The 17,555-nt window shown below is 50.7% G+C and carries 14 protein-coding genes; 1 reads left to right on the top strand and 13 read right to left on the bottom strand.

The genetic code is table 11. From position 1 onward, the window contains the following. Nucleotides 1–9: 9 nt before the first annotated feature. The 7 genes from Pan161_RS09665 to Pan161_RS09635 all read right to left on the bottom strand — a co-directional run bounded on the left by Pan161_RS09665 (nucleotide 10) and on the right by Pan161_RS09635 (nucleotide 7,809). Nucleotides 10–1,446: a cytochrome b N-terminal domain-containing protein gene (locus Pan161_RS09665; RefSeq protein ID WP_145226234.1), complete on the bottom strand. Its 1,437-nt coding sequence runs from the start codon at nucleotides 1,444–1,446 to the stop codon at nucleotides 10–12. Nucleotides 1,447–1,481: 35 nt separating this feature from the next. Continuing rightward, complete coding sequence (locus Pan161_RS09660) at nucleotides 1,482–2,015, bottom strand: QcrA and Rieske domain-containing protein (protein ID WP_145226232.1); 534 nt, start codon at nucleotides 2,013–2,015, stop codon at nucleotides 1,482–1,484. Continuing rightward, nucleotides 2,012–2,230: a hypothetical protein gene (locus Pan161_RS09655; RefSeq protein WP_145226230.1), complete on the bottom strand. Its 219-nt coding sequence runs from the start codon at nucleotides 2,228–2,230 to the stop codon at nucleotides 2,012–2,014. The genes Pan161_RS09660 and Pan161_RS09655 overlap by 4 nt, the downstream gene beginning before the upstream one ends. Further along, nucleotides 2,227–3,066: a cytochrome c oxidase assembly protein gene (locus Pan161_RS09650; RefSeq protein ID WP_145226228.1), complete on the bottom strand. Its 840-nt coding sequence runs from the start codon at nucleotides 3,064–3,066 to the stop codon at nucleotides 2,227–2,229. The genes Pan161_RS09655 and Pan161_RS09650 overlap by 4 nt, the downstream gene beginning before the upstream one ends. Continuing rightward, nucleotides 3,063–5,291 carry a cytochrome c oxidase subunit I gene (gene ctaD / locus Pan161_RS09645; protein ID WP_390620747.1) on the bottom strand — a complete coding sequence of 743 codons (2,229 nt, stop codon included), beginning with the start codon at nucleotides 5,289–5,291 and terminating at the stop codon, nucleotides 3,063–3,065. Before ctaD ends, Pan161_RS09650 begins: the two co-directional genes overlap by 4 nt. A gap of 32 nt (nucleotides 5,292–5,323) precedes the next feature. Then, nucleotides 5,324–6,289 (bottom strand): cytochrome c oxidase subunit II, encoded by a 966-nt coding sequence (gene coxB / locus Pan161_RS09640; protein WP_145226224.1) that lies wholly within the window; start codon nucleotides 6,287–6,289, stop codon nucleotides 5,324–5,326. A gap of 392 nt (nucleotides 6,290–6,681) precedes the next feature. Beyond that, entirely contained in the window at nucleotides 6,682–7,809 is a 1,128-nt protein-coding gene (locus tag Pan161_RS09635) for a serine hydrolase domain-containing protein (RefSeq protein WP_145226222.1), read from the bottom strand. Nucleotides 7,810–7,954: 145 nt separating this feature from the next. On the opposite strand from Pan161_RS09635, the gene Pan161_RS09630 reads away from it, so the two are divergent. After that, nucleotides 7,955–9,022, top strand: coding sequence for a DUF2920 family protein (locus tag Pan161_RS09630; protein WP_197995804.1), 1,068 nt, complete (start codon nucleotides 7,955–7,957; stop codon nucleotides 9,020–9,022). Nucleotides 9,023–9,052: 30 nt separating this feature from the next. Here Pan161_RS09630 and Pan161_RS09625 read toward each other — a convergent pair whose 3' ends face one another. From Pan161_RS09625 to Pan161_RS09600, 6 genes are all read right to left on the bottom strand, one after another. Next, a complete protein-coding gene (locus tag Pan161_RS09625; protein ID WP_232103679.1) occupies nucleotides 9,053–10,954 on the bottom strand; it encodes a heavy metal translocating P-type ATPase in 1,902 nt (633 codons plus the stop codon). Between the two features lie 231 nt (nucleotides 10,955–11,185). Then, nucleotides 11,186–11,902: a ZIP family metal transporter gene (locus Pan161_RS09620; protein WP_145226217.1), complete on the bottom strand. Its 717-nt coding sequence runs from the start codon at nucleotides 11,900–11,902 to the stop codon at nucleotides 11,186–11,188. Between the two features lie 170 nt (nucleotides 11,903–12,072). Next, on the bottom strand, nucleotides 12,073–13,329 hold the full coding sequence (locus tag Pan161_RS09615; RefSeq protein ID WP_145226215.1) for a cytochrome-c peroxidase: 1,257 nt from the start codon (nucleotides 13,327–13,329) through the stop codon (nucleotides 12,073–12,075). A gap of 256 nt (nucleotides 13,330–13,585) precedes the next feature. After that, a complete protein-coding gene (locus Pan161_RS09610) occupies nucleotides 13,586–15,478 on the bottom strand; it encodes an ABC transporter ATP-binding protein (RefSeq protein ID WP_145226212.1) in 1,893 nt (630 codons plus the stop codon). A gap of 300 nt (nucleotides 15,479–15,778) precedes the next feature. Next, entirely contained in the window at nucleotides 15,779–16,198 is a 420-nt protein-coding gene (locus Pan161_RS09605; protein ID WP_145226210.1) for a hypothetical protein, read from the bottom strand. A gap of 193 nt (nucleotides 16,199–16,391) precedes the next feature. Beyond that, on the bottom strand, nucleotides 16,392–17,348 hold the full coding sequence (locus Pan161_RS09600) for a DUF1559 domain-containing protein (RefSeq protein ID WP_145226208.1): 957 nt from the start codon (nucleotides 17,346–17,348) through the stop codon (nucleotides 16,392–16,394). Between the last annotated feature and the right edge of the window lie 207 nt (nucleotides 17,349–17,555).

Here is a 17,555-nt window from a genome sequence, read left to right as displayed (position 1 = left end):
CAACTGTGATCAGGGAGAAGAAGTGTTCTGAGTATTGTCTTCATGCATCACTCCCCGTGTCAGCAGGAAATCAACAATCAGCTGTAATTCCTGATCACTCATCGAACTGGCGAAGGCGGGCATATTATGGCCGCCATTGTTGATGCGGATAATCAAATCATCGCGCGTCAGCAGTTTTCCTATTTCGGTCAGTTCAGGACCGCGGTGTCCGCCATAGCCACCGATGTCGTGACAATACAGGCAGCCTTTAATGTGCATCAGTTTAGCGCCTTCGGCCAGTGGTCCCTGATCGGTGCCTACGATGGAAGCTGGCAGAAATTTTACGCCAAAGTCGGGAGACCAGGGTTTTTTATATCCATAAATTGTTAATACCAGGAAGGCGACAAATCCGAAGATCACGGTGAAGCCGGCCCAGGGACGTTTGGAAGGAGCCCGGTGTCCTTTGTTGGAGATCATGGGAAGGAAGAAGAGTCCCAGAAAGCCCAGGATCGGCACGCCCAGAATGACCCAGGTTTCCAGTTGTGGAGGCAGTAGTGAAAGCACGGCGAAGTACCAGAGGAAGTACCAGTCGGGTAGTGGGTTTGCATTGATACTGCTGGGATTGGGAGGCGGATCGAGAGCGGGCGGCCCGAGGAAAATGGAGCAGCCCAGTATGACAGCCACGATGATCGTGGAAAAGATCATATCCCGCCACATGGCATCAGGCCAGAAGGGGACGCCTGTTTTGTGAATCCGCTTTTCGTATTCTTCTTTATAGGTGTCCGGATCAACCGGTTCTTTGACATCGGGCATTTCGGAGATCCCATGCCTCATGATCAGCAGCATGTGCAATCCGATGCCGGCAAAAATCAGGGCTGGCATGATGAAAACGTGCATGGCAAAAAAGCGGGTGATGGTGGAACCGCCGACCGTTTCGCCACCGAGTATGAAGTGAGCCAGTGTCGGGCCGATGATAGGGGTTCGCCCTGCCATTTCCGCAGCGACGGTCACAGACCAGACGCCGTTCGCGTCCCAGCGTAATAACTGACCGGTGAATGCCATGCCGAGCACGACGAACAGCAGCACGACCCCGCTCATCCAGTTCATTTCGCGCGGGTACTTATAGGTTGCGTGCATGTAGACCTGCACCATGTGAATGACGGCCAGCATGACCATGGCGGAGGCACCGTAGTAATGCATGCCGCGAACCAGACTGCCCAGCGGTGCTGTATTTGTAATGTAAACCAGGCTTTCGTAAGTGTTTTCACCGCCGGGAACATAGGACATGGCCAGACTGATTCCGGTCAGCACCTGGACCACGAAGGCACATAGAGTGGCGCTGCCGAAGATATACCACCAGCGGGCGTTGTCGGGCACGAGATGGACCATAAGCGGAACAATGTAATCGGAAAAACCAATTCGATTGTCAATCCAGTTCCAGGTTCGAGTCAGGAAGTTGTCACTCATTCAGCCGGATACTCGCTATTCATCAAAAGTGGTTTTCAGGTTAACTTGGTCAGCGTCAAAGGTGTGGGTGTCGTTTCAATTTCCACCAGACCATCACGCACACGCACTTTCAGTCGATCCAGTGGTTCGGGGGGCGGTCCAGCAGCTACGGTTCCATCTTCATAATAAACACCGCCATGACAGGGGCACATGAACAGACGCGGGTCTTCAACCCAGCGAACCGGGCAGCCCAGATGTCGGCAGTTAATGGAAAAGGCGATGAATTCAGATTCGCTGGCCCGCCTGATCCAGGCACCCGCTTTGGCCGTCACACCAGCCCAGACGACCGGGGAGGGGTCTTCGTATTGTACGAGCACGAATCCGCCCACCTTGAAGTCTTCGAGTTTGCCGACCGTTCTCCACAGCTGTTTTGGTTTACGAAAGACCGGTGCCAGAACGAAGCCGATTCCGGGTAAGGTGATAATGAGTCCAATCAGCGCTGATAACCCGATTGACAGGCGGGTCAGAAACGTTCTGCGTTGCTGTTGCTGGCAACATGGTTGATCTGACTGAGGTTGTTCGGTATTCAAGGCGTTTCACTCCATGAGCTGTTGATCTCTTTCATCCAGGACCAGATGCCGCCGACCATGACCATGACCCCGATCAGTGACATGCTCCAGTGTGTCAGAATTCCCCAGAACATAAACATGATCCCAAAAGCGAGTGTCGCCGGGGCATACGTGGGCTGCAGTTCCGGTTCCGTGGTTTCTTCAGATTGTGTTTCGGGTAAATCGGACTGATTCACTGATGTGCCTCCCTGAGAGAACCTGGTGTTGCCGTCGACTGTGGAGCCGGGACATATGCGATGTCAGTATACCAGCGTTTGAGTACGACCATAATCGCTGTCACATACAGTGAGCAGGGGGGAACCCACATCAGGAGTCCTCCCAGTCGCTGGTCAGTAGCAGGCGTTAATCCCTGATCGTAGAGCAGATTCAGGATGCCGATTCGATCCACGGGGCTGGCAAAAGCGGGACAGACCGAGATAACGGTGAACGTGATATAGATGCCCAGCAGCGTACAGGCCAGACAGGCAGAGAAGAGATAAGCAACCGCCACCGATGGATTCAAATGATACCGTTTCACAGGTGAAAAGACGGGCCACCAGAATGCCAGACCGGCCAGCAGGAAGGTGGCATCCCGAAAAATTCCGAGTGAGTAGTTGACGGTTGAAGCGTTGCAGAAGGATGGAATATGCCAGAACCACATCACTCCCAGGCCACTGAGCCAGCCCAGGAAGGGGACAGCGATCACCGATCCCAGCCGGTTCATCAAGGGACGGCTGAAGAGTGATTCCATGGCGGATTCAGACAGACTGAGCAGCAGAAATAAAGGGACAATCAACAGGAGCAGTAAATGCTGAATCACGTGCGCGCTGAACAGGTATCCGTCCGAGAGAACACCAATCGGAGAGACGTAGGCGAATGTCAGAGCTAACATTGCCGCAGTGAATGCTGCTACACGTTTTCCTGTCGCGCCTCTCTGAAACCGGAAATAGAGCCCAGCCAGTGTGAAAACCAATAGCCAGACGGGTGAATTCCACTTCCATAATTCGCTTGTCAGATCGAAATACGAACTCATTGCAGAAGCCCCAGATAAATAATTCCAAAAACGGCAATCCAGACGACATCGACAAAGTGCCAATAAACGCCGACGGCTCCGAAGACGTGTGTTTTCTCAGATGACAAATTACCTTTGAGCCCCATCAGGAGCATGACAAACAAAGCAATCACGCCGGCGGTCACGTGAATTCCATGGAACCCGGTCACCGTGAAAAAAGTCGCTGAGAACAGGTCTGTATTGATACTGATATCACTCGTCAGGAGTCCCGTATATTCCCACACCTGACCGGCGAGGAAGATGATGCCCAACAGAATGGTGAGTCCCAGGGAAAAGACAAACGCAGACTTTTTTCCGGCTTTCAAAAAACGCTCTGCGATCCAAAAGGTGATACTGCTGGCAATCAGAAACAGGCTGAAGATGCCGGTCCGTTTGACGTCTAAGACGGATGAAGTCACATCAGACAGCGTCTCGGGGGAACTGGCTTCGCCCACCGGTGCCATGAGTTTTGTATTGAAGACCACGTATGCGACCAGGAGCAGCAGGAAAAAGACCGCTTCGGATGCGATGAATGACCAGGCAGCGATTTTGGCCAGGTTGCCACGTCTGCCTTTGTCTTCCGGAGTCTTATCACTCTTCCAGTCAGCATGTTCGGGATGATTAGTGTCCCAGACCGGACGGCGGCTTTTGATTTCAGGAACTTCGGTGAAGTTTTCCGGAGGAGGTGGCGAAGTGGTGGCCCATTCGAGTGTAAAGGCGTCCCACGGATTGTCGCCGGCAATTTTACCGCTGCGTAAGCTGCTGTAGATATTCCAGAGGAAGACCAGAGTTCCGACGGCCATGAACACTGCACCCAGAGTGGCAATTCCATTGAGCAGTGCCCAACCGGGATTGTCAGCATACGTGTAGACGCGGCGGGGCATGCCCATCAAGCCCAGGAAATGTTGCACCATGAATGTCATGTTGAATCCGAGTACCCAGAGCCAGAACTGCAGGATTCCCATACGCTCATTCAGCATGCGTCCGGTCATTTTCGGGAACCAGTAGTAGGCTGCCGCGAACAACGAAAATACCAGTCCTCCGATCAGCACGTAGTGAAAGTGAGCAACCACAAAATAGGTGTCTGTCAACTGCCAGTCGATGGGGACAGCAGCAAACATGATTCCCGTGAGTCCACCAATCACGAACTGCAGCAGAAACGCGACTGCAAAATGGAGAGAGGTATTGAACTGAATTTCTCCCCCCCATAATGTAGCGGTCCAGTTAAAGACTTTGATTCCCGTGGGGATGGCAATCAGCAGTGAACCAACAGCAAAGAAGATGTCGGCATACATGCCCAGGCCAACCGCAAACATATGATGCGCCCAGACACCGTAGCCCAACAGCACAATCGCCACCGACGAAGCTGCGACGAAGGTGTATCCATAAATCGGTTTTCGCGAAAAGACGGGAATGACTTCTGAGATCATGCCGAAGCCAGGCAGGATCAGAATGTAAACTTCGGGGTGACCAAAGATCCAGAAATAGTGTTGCCAGAGGACCGCAGAACCGCCTCGGGTGGGATCGAAAAAGGCGGAGCCCAGCCAGCGATCGATCAGTAACATGGCGAGCGCCGAGTTAAGTGCCGGCAGGGCGAGGATGATTAAAATCGTCTGCATCAACATCATCCACACAAACAGGGGGACGCGCTGCAGACTCATGCCGGGGGCTCGCAGATTGATAATCGTGGCAAAAATATTGATCGCTCCAGAGACGGAGCCGATGCCCATGATGAGCAACCCGATGATCCAGTAATCGACACCCTGCAGGGAACTGTAAGCTTTCGAAGAGAGGGGCACGTAGCTGAACCAGCCGGCGTTCGGCGCCGACCCGGTCAGAAAGCTGAAGTGCAACAAGGCAGCCCCGAAAAAGAACATCCAGAATCCGAAGGAGTTCAAACGGGGAAACGCGACATCGCGGGCGCCAATCATCAAGGGAACGAAATAATTGGCAAAGCCGGTTAAGACTGGCATACCGACCAGGAAGACCATCGTCGTGCCATGCATGGTGAAGAGTTGATTGAACATTTCCGGTGAAAGAAACGTATTGTTGGGGAAAGCCAGTTGAATGCGCATCAGCAGGGCTTCGAAGCCTCCGACCGCCAGATAGAATACGGCGGTCAGGATATACATGATTCCGATGCGTTTATGGTCAAGCGTACTGACCCAGTCCAGCATACGCGTTGAAGTCTGCTGGGGTTCAAGCATCGTGAGTTGTGTTTGTTCGACGGATCCTGTCGTCACTCGAGTGTCTCCAGGTAAGCTACGAGTTGTTTTAAATTTGTGTCACTCAGCTTGAAGTCTGGCATTTTACATCCCGGCTTAAGCGCCTGGGGATTTTTGAGCCACAAAGCCAGGTTTTCTGATGTGTTTTTAATGACGCCTGCACCAATTTCTTTCCGGCTGGCAAAGTGCGTCAGGTCTGGACCGATCGTGGCATCCGCTTCCGTTCCCTGAATGGTGTGGCATTGAGGGCAGGTTGCCTGGAAAAAGTACTTTTTGCCGTCAGTGGCCAGGGGAGAGAGTAATCGGGACTTTTCGGTCGCCTGTTTCTCATTGGCTTGCCAGGTCTGAAACTCTTTATCTGTCTCTGCATAGACTTTGAAATTCATCCAGGCGTGCTGAGCACCACAATACTCGGAGCAGCGTCCCTGGTACGAGCCCGGATTGGTGGCCTGCAGCCAGATATAATTATCTCGTCCGGGGATGGCATCGATCTTACGTCCCAGTTGCGGGACCCAAAAACAATGAATCACATCAGCAGAAGTAACCAGAATGCGGAATTTTTTGTCTTTATCCGCGGGCATATGAATTTCGTTCGCAGTAATGATCCCCGATTTGGGATATTTCACTTCCCACCACCATTGATGACCGGTCACGATCAGATCGACATCATTAAAATTGGTCTTTCCATCGGGGTCAGCCTGAGGCATGGCGTTGAGGGTGATGACCAGATTCGCGCTGATGGCAACCAGCCAGATGACGATGATCACAGGACCAATCATCCAGAAGATTTCAGATCGTTCGCTGCCGAAATCCTGTTCTGGCAGTGTGTCACGACGTCGACCACGGGAGATAGCGATCAGAATTAAGCCTGACACAATCGCGAAGATGACGGCACTGATAAGTAACACCTGAAGAAATAAATTGTTAATGGCCTCTGCCTGCGGAGACGCGGGGTCAAGAACAGGAATCACAGAGTTCATAATCAATGCCTGGCATCTGGTATTCAAAGGTGTCTGTTTCGTGCTGATGTGTTACTGAGTCGGCGAGATGATCTCAGCAGTAATCCGGTTTAAATCTACCTCTTCCCGTTCATTCTTATCAGGAATAAGTGCATTGAAGATGCGTTCTTTAAAATGGATGTGTCCCAGTATAGTGCATTAGTCTGATTAATGAATGTGAATTCATCAATTTCTAATATGAAAAAAACTGATCCACTGACAAAATAGTTCAGGACCCAGTTGAACTATTTTACCTATGTGAATAAGAATTCGAGCAATTTCAAGCAACGGTCATCATTTCCATCGTAATGTGAAGGAGTCAGACTTTAATTTATCGTTAAAGTGTGTCACGTATTTCTGGACAGCAATTCTGATTATTGAAACGCAGATGCAATCATGTTCGACAGCTTTACCAGGCGCCAGGGAGCCTGGGAACGAATGGCGGTTGTCAGCAGTACTGCGAATCCATCGCGGCGGCGATCCATCCAGACCATGGTTCCAGTGGCGCCTGTGTGTCCAAATACACTGCGGTCGAGCAGGTTTCCCCAGCTTCCGGACTGACCGGGATGATTTAATCGCCAGCCCAGTCCCCAGGGTTGAGATCGGCGAATGGGTTCAGGGAGATCTGGATAGTCATTCAATCGGTTGGTTGTTGCCATCTCCAGCATGGAACGGGAGAGCAGACGTCGGTCTTGTACTTCGCCATAATCCAGCATGCACTGACAGATAACTGCCATATCTGCGGGAGAGCTGAACATGCCCCCCCAGGGGACTCCCAGATACTGCCAGTAATCACTGTTCCAGCCAAAATTGGAACCAATCTGGTATTCCGGCGTTTCGACGCGGACCAGTCGTTCACGGGGGAAGTCTCCCCGTCCCAGCCAGGTATTCTGCAGGCCCAGTGGTTTGATGATTTCATCTCGAACATGCTGCGCAATCGTTTTTCGAGTCAGCCGCTGCACAATTTCTGCTACGATCAGAGTTCCCATACTCTGATAGCTGAGTCCAGTTCCCGCCGGTTGAAACAGCGGGACGGTATCGTGTATGGCACCCTGGATAAACTGTTTGAGAGGGGCTCTGGACTGGCGGAGTTCGACGTTGTTCTCCAGCATATCAGGCATACCGGAAGTGTGGGTAAACAGGTGATGAACCAGAATAGATTCTTTATGGTGCGCCGCAAAATCGGGAAGATAGTGTGTGACGGGCAGAGACAAGACAAGTTCGCCTCGTTCCACCAGACGCAGGGCACTCATGTAGACAATTGGTTTAGTGATGGAAGCCAGCAGAAACATGCCATCAGATCGAATGTCTTCTGCGTTTTTTTCAGGCCCCTGTTTTCCAAAGAATTGTGGCTCGATCATTTTACCGTGCCGCCCGACGACGATGGCCGCTCCGGGAACGCTGCCTTCCGCAGTCCACTCTTTCAGCAAACTTCCCGCCTGTTGCAGTCTCTGACTGTCGAGATTGATTTCCTGAGGTTTGACAATTGGCAGCGTAGTCATCGGCTAATTCCTGATATAGTATTGTCAGTGTTGACTCTGCGGGACTCATTTACCATGATCGATCTCTGGGGGAGCGTCAAGCGATCGATTGTTGAATTCCCGTAAATCCGTTTCTGTGTCGTCGCTTTCAATGAAAGTTCTTTTCATGATCCAATTTCTGTTTTCTATTCTTGTTCTCTTTCTGTCTGGATTTGTGTGTACTGAGTTGCGGGCAGCAGAATTACCTGAACGCGACAGTAGTTTTTCTATCGCGACTCAGGAATGGCCGTTTCAACCAGGTCCCCGCTCGGTCAAAGTGTATCTGTATTATCCGGGAAAAGAACTGAAGAATGTGAATGCCGATACCGGACTGATGCTCAATCTGCATAATTGGGGTGGTACGAATATCTCGGGAGCTGGAAATCCGGCAGTGCTCACGAAAGAGTTGAATGTGATTGTCATCTCGGTGGATTATGTGCAGAGTGGTTCCTGGAAAAATCAGTCAGGGGCTCCCTATGATTTTGGTTATCTGCAGGCTATCGATGCATTACGGGCACTTTCACATGTATTCCATGCTTTGAACGAACAGAACATCCCATTTAATTCGCGTCGGATTTATTCTGCCGGTGGCTCGGGAGGGGGGAATGTGACCCTGATGTGTAATAAGTTTGCACCACATACATTTACCTGTGTGGTTGATATCTGTGGGATGCCTCGTCTCTCGGATGATATCGCCTTTCATCTGCCGGGGGGGAGCAGTCTGGATGCCCGCTACAGTCGGGATCAAAACTCAGCTGATTATCTTTCACCCGGGGCACAGGAACTTCGTTTTATTGGTAATCCGGATCATCTGAAAGCCATGAAAACGATGGGGCATGCAGGGAAAATCGTGGTTATCCATGGAGCAGGGGATACGACCTGTCCTTATGAGGATGCAAAACAGATGGTTCAGAATATGCAGGCGGCGGAACTGGACGTCGAAGCCAAATTTGTCACGCAGGCGGATCTGGATGGAGTGATCTTCAAGTCAACGGGACATTCACTGGGTGACCGGACAAAGATGATTGTGGAATATGGTGGCCCTTATATGATCCCCGGGAAAAAGAAGTTTCGCCTGCGTCAGTCGCCGACCGATTTTGAGCTGAAGCAGGATGTGATCTATCCGACTTCGGATGGTCGCTATGTGATTTCCTATGCGAACGGAATTCCTGCCGTGCGATTTGAAGCGAAGTGAAGCGTTGCAAACATGATTCTGCAGATCAGATCAGACGGGGCGTTCGGGATTGAAATCAATGAGTGCTTTGAGCGGAATGGCAACACGCAGTGCATTGAGTACGGCAAGCACATCGATGACCTCCTGAGAGAGCGCACCGGCTACGGGAGGGAGATATCCAAAGGCAGCAAGCAGCATCCCCAACATACTCAAAGCCATGCCTCCGATGGCGCTTTGCAATGCGATGCGCCGCATACGGCGGCTGATATGCAGGAATTCATCAATCTTCTGTAGTGAACTGTCCATGACAATCACATCGGCGGCTTCGGTAGTCACATCACTGTTTTGACCAAAGGCCATGCCGACGGTCGCTGCGATGAGTGCAGGTGCATCATTAATGCCATCGCCGACAAAGATCGTATTCGCCTGACTGGTTTCCGCATTGACAATTTCCAGTTTTTGTTCGGGACTCTGGCTAAAGTAGACATTTTCAATGCCGACCTGCTCGGCCAGATAACGTACCTCTGATTCCCGGTCGCCGGAAACCAGCATGGTTTTCTGAATCTGATGTCGTGGTGAAAGATGCGAGATGAAAGAATGGCCATCTGTTCGCGGAGTATCACGAAATCGATAGATGCTGGCGTATTGATCATCGATCAGGTTCACACATTCCAGGCCTCCTGCCTGTGGGGGGAGTTGCGTTTCCAGGTCCGGCTGCTGTTTGAGCAACTTTTTACGACTGGTGATCTGCACAGAATGCCCGGCAACGGTTCCCTGCATCCCCTGTCCCGGGGGTTCGCTGATTTCCGTGGCTTCATGGCTGACCGCATTTGCTTCCTGCATTGTCTTCAGAATCGCCCCGGCGAGGGGATGTTTGGAGAAACGTTCCAGACTACCCACGAGTGAAAGGACTTCCAGCGGATCGAAGCCCGGTGCGCAGAGTTGGTCGGTGAGATGAGGCTCTCCATAAGTTAGAGTTCCCGTTTTATCGAAGATAATGACGCGACAGGTGTCCGCCGTTTCCAACGCGGTAGGGTCACGGACAATGATGGCCCTCCGCGCGGCGAGGGAGATGGATCCAATAATGGCAACCGGGATGGCAATCAGCAGCGGGCAGGGAGTAGCAACTACCATGACTGCCAGAAAGCGAACTGGCTCACCGGACAGTCCCCAGGCAGCCAGTCCAATCAGTACTGCCAGGGGGGTGTACCAGGCGCCAAGTCTGTCGGCCAGACGTCTCATGCGCGGGCGATGTTGTTCGGAGGTCTGCATCACCTGCATGATTTTGGCATAGCGGGAGTCGACGGCTCGTTTTTCCGCGCGGATGACCAGAGCCGCTTCGCCGTTGATGGCTCCGGACAGTACCTGGGAGCCCGGCGTTTTGGACATCATGTAAGGCTCCCCCGTGAGATAGGATTCGTCCATTACGCCATGTCCTTCGATGACAATTCCATCAACGGGACAGATTTCATGCGGGAAGAGGGCAATCGTATCATTGATGGCGATCTGATCCAGAGAGATATCGTCGATGTCCGCATCCGTTTTTTTATGGGCGACCGCAGGCATGCGATTACTGAGTGCCTGCAGGACAGAAGAAGCGCTGCGGACGGCATACGCTTCGAGGGCTTCTCCGCCGGACAGCATCAGCACGACCAGAGAGCCAGCCAGATATTCATCGAGCAACGCGGATACGACGATGGAGATTCCCGCCAGCAGGTCAGAACCGAATTCTCGATGAACCATTTTGACCAGCAGTCCCCAGACCAGCGGAGTCCCTCCCAGCGCCAATACGGACCAGAGCGGTAGATTCTGAACGAGTTCAGAGCTACCTGTTCCAAATCGCAGAATTAAATGGGCGGTGATCATAATGATCGTAAATATGGCAATCAATGTTTCCAGAGATTTCCAGACAGCGGAACTCGGTTTCGATGGATTGGAGTTCAGCACGCTCATCCCTTCTATAATAATGTCAGAAATACTTGAATACAGATGATAACCAGTGGACCATCAAACCTGTATTGACAAGTGACCAATGTCAGGCGAGCACGCCAACGAGCGTGCGGACCACTTCTGCCAACGTGTCATTCCAGGTCTGATAAGACACCAATCCACTATAGATGGGAATGTCAAAGAGTAAACAGTCGGAATCCAGGAAGCAGTACTTACACGAAGTTCTGCTGATGGTCAGGCGATGATCATTTGAGCAACCAGCCCGAAAACAAAACCAATCACTGCACCCAGTGAGGGAGCCCAGCGTTGCTCAATTTGCGCCTGGGGTGCGATATCCTGAAATGTCAGATAGAGAATGCCTCCCGCTGCGAAGAGCATGATCAGGCCCACCAGTCTGGGGAATAAAGACAGCAGGTAATAACCTGTTAACCCTGAAGCAGGGCCCAGCAGGACCAGCAGGCAAAAACCGGGTAGGATGACCGACTTTCTCATGGTTGAGGAACTATCCAGTTCTCGATAGGCGTTGAAGCCTTCAGGCAGGTTTTGCAGTCCAATCAGGATGGCCAGCAGCAGTCCGACTGATTGACTGTTGGTGGCAAAAGAGGCGCCTAATGCCAGAGATTCCGGAACAAAGTCGAGCAGCATGGCGAGCAGCTGCGCCGCAGAACTGCGATGGGTTGCCAGGAAAATGTCGCAATACATAAAGCAGATGCCACCCGATAAAATGGCGAGGGAGGCAATCCAGGGTGGTTGTTCAGAGATGCCTTCCGGCACCAGCACCAGAGCGACCGCAGCCAACAGCACTCCGCCACCAAAGGCGATGACTGAGTGTCGAAACTCGTCTTCCAGCCATTGGGGATGTAAGTGTTCGATTTTGGCAAGAAAGCCACCCAGCGGAATGGTGATACCCGCGAGCGTTGTCAGTACAATGACTTCCAGTACACCGGACAAATTGAATCCTTCTTGAATAAAGCGGCGCCGTAGCAGGCACTGATTTTACGATAAATTTTAAGGATACCTGACTTTCGAAAGATGCAACAGGAAACTGGACCGGTTCTATGCTACAAAAAAACAGCCCGGTCTGGAAACCGGGCTGTAAGGAGATAGATAAAACAGGTGAGTTATTGAGGCAGCCGTCCCGATTCAACTTTGGTAAAGGGACCACTGCAGGCTTTCATAAATGCGACCAGATCTTTTTTATCCTGGTCAGAAAGATTCAGCTTCTTGATCTTTTCACTCAGATAAGGATTGGGGGCCCCCCCCTTGTTATAGTGTTCGACGACTTCTTCAAGTGTCTCCAGGGATCCATCATGCATATATGGAGCACTGAATTCGACGTTTCGGATGGTCGGAGTTTTGAAGGCGCCTTTGTCTTCTTCTTTTTTCGTGACGACATAACGTCCCAGGTCTGGTTCTTTGGCAGACATGCCGATTCCCAGGTTGTGATATTTTTCATCAGCCAGGTTGGGACCCAGGTGACAGGCGGCACAGTTGACCTTTTCGCTGAAAAAGAGTTCGCGCCCCCGTTTGGCACTCTCGGACATAGGATGCGCTTCAGTGAGTTTCAAAGCAGCCGTGTATTCTTCTTTGAAGTCTTCCAGATCCTCTTTATCCAGTTTCAGAAACGGACGCAGCTGCTCATAATAATCGAAGGGGGAAGGGCCTGAGACCAGTGTGCGTTCGAAGGCGGCAATGGCCTTGCCAATGTTATCTATGTTAACGCCATCGTTAAATATTTTATGGAATTGAAGTCGGTAACCGGGAATTTCTTTAATGGAATTGACGACGGCTTCATGGGTGTGTCCCATTTCAATTGGATTGGCGATGGGGCCGACGGCCTGTTCTTCCAGCGTAGCAGCGCGGCCATCCCAAAATTGAGGGCCACTCAAAATCCGGTTGTAACTGACGGGTGAGTTTCGTCCCCCTTCAAGGTCTCTGATTCCGATGCCGAATTGAGTGTGTTTACCAAAGCCTTCATCGGGGTGATGACAACTGGCACAACTGATGGTATTGTCTGCAGAGAGACGCGTATCAAAATAGAGCTGACGCCCGAGTTCGACCTTGGCACGGGTAAGCGGGTTCTCTTTGAGTCCGACCATCTGAGTAGCACCTGCACTTAAGCCGAGTGGCAGAGTAATTTCCAGGACTTCATGGTTTTCAGGATCATTGAGCCAGTTTTTGATTTCCTGCTCGGTCAAAGGACCTTTTCCAGGAATGCCTGAAGTCAACTCTGCTGTTCCCAGCAGCACTTGATTTGATTTTTGGATGGTCTGTTTTTCAGCTTGCAGATTACTCTGATGAAAGCAGCCAATTATCATTCCGCAAATGATGCTGAATTTAAAAAATGATTGACCAGGACTGAGAACGATGGATTTCATTCTACTGATTTCCTTTTCGAGTTGGTTTCGGTATCAAATCATTAACTGAAAAAGGTAATGATTATCTGTTTGTTTCTTGTGAACGCAGTTGAAATGAGTGAATCTATTTTCAGTTCAACTTCTGGTGGGATCGTGATGCACTCACGATTCAGGTGTGATACATAAAATTGTAAACATGCGAGTGCGTGATTTCAATTTGAAAATGTGACCAAGAAGTCCATAATTCAAAAAACGAATGTGCACCACATAGGGGTTCTTAAGTAACGCTCGCAGGGCTGGTCTGTAGCAGCACCATCTCCTTATACTTTCCGCCGGCATCCATTAAGGTTTCATGTGGGCCACTTTCGATGATACGTCCCCCTTCGAAAACGACAATACGACTGGCGTGGGTGATCGTACTTAAGCGGTGTGCAATTACAAAGCAGGTGCGATCCTGCATAAGCGTAGTCAGGCTATCTTGAATCAGCCGTTCACTTTCGGTATCCAGATTGCTGGTGGCTTCATCAAGAATTAATATTTTGGGGTCAGCGAGAATGGCGCGGGCGATCGCCAGTCGCTGACGTTGACCGCCACTCAGTTTAACGCCGCGTTCCCCAATTAAAGTCTGATAGCCGTTTGGTAAGATTCTGATGAATTCGTCTGCGTTCGCAACTTCTGCAGCATTTTGAATCTGTTCGATTGTCGCTTTGCGATCTCCGTATCCAATGTTATCGGCGATCGAACCATCAAACAGAAATACATCCTGTTCGACGACGCCGATATGATTCCGGTAGCTTTCCACATCAAGATCGATCAGATTCCGACCATCGAGGAGGACTCGCCCCGATGTGGGATCGTAAAAGCGGGCGACCAGATTGCAGAAGGTGGTTTTGCCGGCACCGCTGGGGCCAACCAGGGCAATTGTTTCACCGGGAGCGATATCGAGTGAGACCTCCTGTAATGCATACTGTGTTGAATTCGGATACTGGAAGCTGACGTCTTCAAATGTGACCTGTCCCTCGATTTCCGTTTTCTTGATTGTGCGCGCGGTTGCCGATTCCATTTCACGTGGTTCATCCAGCAGCTCCAGGACGCGATCGAACCCGGACAGGCTGTTCTGAAACTGTGCTGCACTCTGGGCGAGAATTGCCAGTGGACCGAGCAGCATCAGCAGGTAGGCCAGGAACATGACGAGGTCACCGAGTGTTAATTGTCCCTGTAGGACCTGCCAGCCTCCATACAGGAGCAGGCAGGCCGAAGCGATGGGGATTAGAGTTTCCCAGACAATTTCAATGAAGCGTGCCCACCACCAGGCATACAGTTCCTGGCGTCCCATCAGGTGATTACCTCTCAGTACGCGGCTGGTTTCTGATCGCTGGCGTCCAAAGGCACGGACCACGCGCATTCCGCCAAACGATTCCGTCGCCAAGGCATCAACGGCGACGCGTTGTGCCCGGATCTTTTTATGTTGTGGCCGGATCTGGCTAATCCAGGTACGATGTGACAGATAGACCAGAGGGACGAGAAAGAGGGCACCCAGCAGTAGGCGCCAGTCGACCCAGGCGAGGATCATCAGGCTGCCCAGCAATTGAATAATGGCACGACAGGGGTTGTAAAGCATGCCAAAAACAAGTTCACCTACACTGCCGGCATCTTCGCGCAAAATGCTCGCAGCGCCTCCTGATTTGAGTTCCTGTACTCGATGCAGAGGCAGTCGGACCGCTTGCGCAAACACATCCTTGCGAACTTTCATCTGAATCATTTTGGTCACGCGTGTCGCGTGCCAGCGTCCCCAGATCTGCAGTCCGATGCGAATCAGGGAAATAAGAATAACGGCCACCGTAATCGACACCAGCATCGGCCAGGGGTCATGCGGGAACCAGGCTGGCATAAATTTCGGCAGCGGTTTTTTATCGAGCACATAATCAACGACAAATTTCGTTGCCGCTGGCGGGATCAAAGCGAGTAAGGTTGCGACCGTTAATGTTAACAGAGATAAAATCATCGACCGGCGATGAACTTTGAGCAAACTCAGAAAACTCTTGACCAACTCCCACGAAGAGCGGTCGCGTGTTTTGGATTGCTTTCCCTGAGCGGCGGTCTGTACTTCCAGAAATTCTTCTTTATATTCTTCAAACTGCTGGCGACTCGAAGGCGAATTTGTACTCATGAATGATCTTTGTATTGATGATTTCTGTAACTCGAAATCATCTAAGGAGAGGCGTGCGAATGCAGGGAATTACAGGTAACTGTGATTATATTCAACAGCGTGCCTGAAAGCGAATTGAATGCTGGAATCTTCTGCAGCAGGGAAAGTGCAGGGGGCTTTTGCAGGCATCAGCCGCGCCTGGCCCGATCAGACACTTGGAAAAATACCAGAATTACCCAGTAATTAAAGGGGTTCGAGAGATGACAGGATGAAAGTATTGCAGTAGGGAATCGATGTTCCGTACTGCTGTGGTCAGATAAATTATTTTGTGACAGGGTCTTTGGGTTTGTCGTCTGTCAGGGGAAAATCAATGGTATTTGGTTTGTCGGCAACAACTGTCACGAGCAGCCCAGAATTTTCCAGGTCACCATACCATTCGGGAATGACGGAGACCGGTTCCGCGTTTGCCTTCACGGTATCTTCGGGTAGCCCGGAGCCTCCGGAACTGGTGAGAGCAGTAATCATTACTTTGTAGTCGCCGGGTATTACACCATCTGTTGTGCCAAAAGTTCCCATCACATAAAAACCATCACCTTTGACTTTTCCCTGAGCAGGAGGCCCCCCTTTGACTGGGACAAAAAGTAGAGAGCCGATTTTTAAAGGCTTTCCATTATAACTGATGGTTCCCGAAACCGGGGATCGCGCCGGGTGACCGTCGCCACACCCTGTCATGGTAACCATGATTAAACAGATCAGAAATAAAACTGAGTATGAAAAGATCAAAGAATGTCTCAAAAAAAAATGTTGTACGATAATCATGGGAAACACTTTTCGATGTAGAATGAGAATAGTGAAATATGAATTGTGACAGTACTCCGGACGAATTTTTCCGCGATCGGTAACTTCCGCTTGCAGAGTGCATTCGATTTGAGACTTACCATTCGCCGAGAACTTCACCGCCGGCACGTGTTCCCAAGGCTTTGAACAGTGCCAAATCGATATTTTCACTGATAAAGTGAACCGAACCATCTCCCATCATGAAATGAGCTCCCCCAATGTGGTAGCTGGTAAAAGGCGTATGATTGGTACCGAAATCTCCTCGATAGTTGATGGGGAACTGAATGTTCTTACTGTCCAGTGTCAGTCTGCGGGTATCGGTATACCAGTACATTCCCCACGTCCAGGGTTGGATTCCACCCCAGCCTGCCTTCATGGAGGAGGACCAGCCGTGTGATGAGGAAGATTCTCCCAGTAGAATTGTATTTGTGGCTCCATCAGTAATATCTCGGAAACGAATTTTACTGTGAGGGAACATTAGCCCTGTGTTAGCCCAGCGATAGTTATTACTGTCTGAGGGGTTCGTCACATCTTCTATGCGACCCGCACAGCCTCGATAGTGCAGGGCACCATGTCCCACAATCCAGGGGAGTGTGGAGTTCACAATATCTGGTGAGCGATCTCCCAGAGCTGAGGAAGGACAGGCAAAGACAGGTACCGGCCCCCAGATCTGATTCGACCCATTATGGGGGGCGCTATCATACCGCCAGGGTGCCAGTTGTGTAATGGGATTCGCCGAGAAACTCTGCATGGCGTTTACACGGTTGGCTTCATCAATGTAAGGGAAAATCTTGGGAGCCCAGCCCATGTGATAACCACCACCAACATATGTGGGTGTCGGATGGCTGCCATTAGGAAAGCTGGTGAAGGTGTCGTGATAGTTGTGAAAGGCTAGTCCCAACTGTTTCATGTTGTTCTTGCATTGAGAGCGACGAGCCGCTTCCCGTGCCTGTTGGACTGCCGGCAGCAGCAGAGCAATCAGAATTGCTATGATCGCGATGACAACGAGTAATTCAATTAACGTGAACGCTTTTTTTCTGGATAAATTGCCCATGGTTTTTCCTCATATAAAATGAATATGGTATGGAAAAAGGAAATAGTGAGCGGCTGGGTGATTGAGTCATTTATTTTTTTATATCGGTCTCGTATTTCTCTGTTAAAAAACTTAATAAACATCCTAAACAAAATGGTATACTAAGAAGCCGGGTTGTCAATCATTTATTAGTAAAACTGCTTATGTATTTATTTTATAGAGTGTGGG

The sequence above is a fragment of the Gimesia algae genome (assembly GCF_007746795.1).
In the GTDB taxonomy this organism is placed as follows: Bacteria; Planctomycetota; Planctomycetia; order Planctomycetales; family Planctomycetaceae; genus Gimesia; species Gimesia algae.
The sequence above is the reverse complement of the archived record's forward strand: the minus strand, read 5'-3'. Positions and strand labels throughout refer to the sequence as shown.

Excerpts from the sequence above, each read along its gene's own strand:
- Pan161_RS09665 (WP_145226234.1), bottom strand. The coding sequence starts at position 1,446 with ATGAGTGACAACTTCCTGACTCGAACCTGGAACTGGATTGACAATCGA.
- Pan161_RS09650 (WP_145226228.1), bottom strand. The coding sequence starts at position 3,066 with ATGAGTTCGTATTTCGATCTGACAAGCGAATTATGGAAGTGGAATTCA.
- ctaD (WP_390620747.1), bottom strand. The coding sequence starts at position 5,291 with ATGCTTGAACCCCAGCAGACTTCAACGCGTATGCTGGACTGGGTCAGT.
- coxB (WP_145226224.1), bottom strand. The coding sequence starts at position 6,289 with ATGAACTCTGTGATTCCTGTTCTTGACCCCGCGTCTCCGCAGGCAGAG.
- Pan161_RS09635 (WP_145226222.1), bottom strand. The coding sequence starts at position 7,809 with ATGACTACGCTGCCAATTGTCAAACCTCAGGAAATCAATCTCGACAGT.
- Pan161_RS09630 (WP_197995804.1), top strand. The coding sequence starts at position 7,955 with ATGATCCAATTTCTGTTTTCTATTCTTGTTCTCTTTCTGTCTGGATTT.
- Pan161_RS09625 (WP_232103679.1), bottom strand. The coding sequence starts at position 10,954 with ATGAGCGTGCTGAACTCCAATCCATCGAAACCGAGTTCCGCTGTCTGG.
- Pan161_RS09615 (WP_145226215.1), bottom strand. The coding sequence starts at position 13,329 with ATGAAATCCATCGTTCTCAGTCCTGGTCAATCATTTTTTAAATTCAGC.
- Pan161_RS09610 (WP_145226212.1), bottom strand. The coding sequence starts at position 15,478 with ATGAGTACAAATTCGCCTTCGAGTCGCCAGCAGTTTGAAGAATATAAA.
- Pan161_RS09605 (WP_145226210.1), bottom strand. The coding sequence starts at position 16,198 with ATGGTTACCATGACAGGGTGTGGCGACGGTCACCCGGCGCGATCCCCG.
- Pan161_RS09600 (WP_145226208.1), bottom strand. The coding sequence starts at position 17,348 with ATGGGCAATTTATCCAGAAAAAAAGCGTTCACGTTAATTGAATTACTC.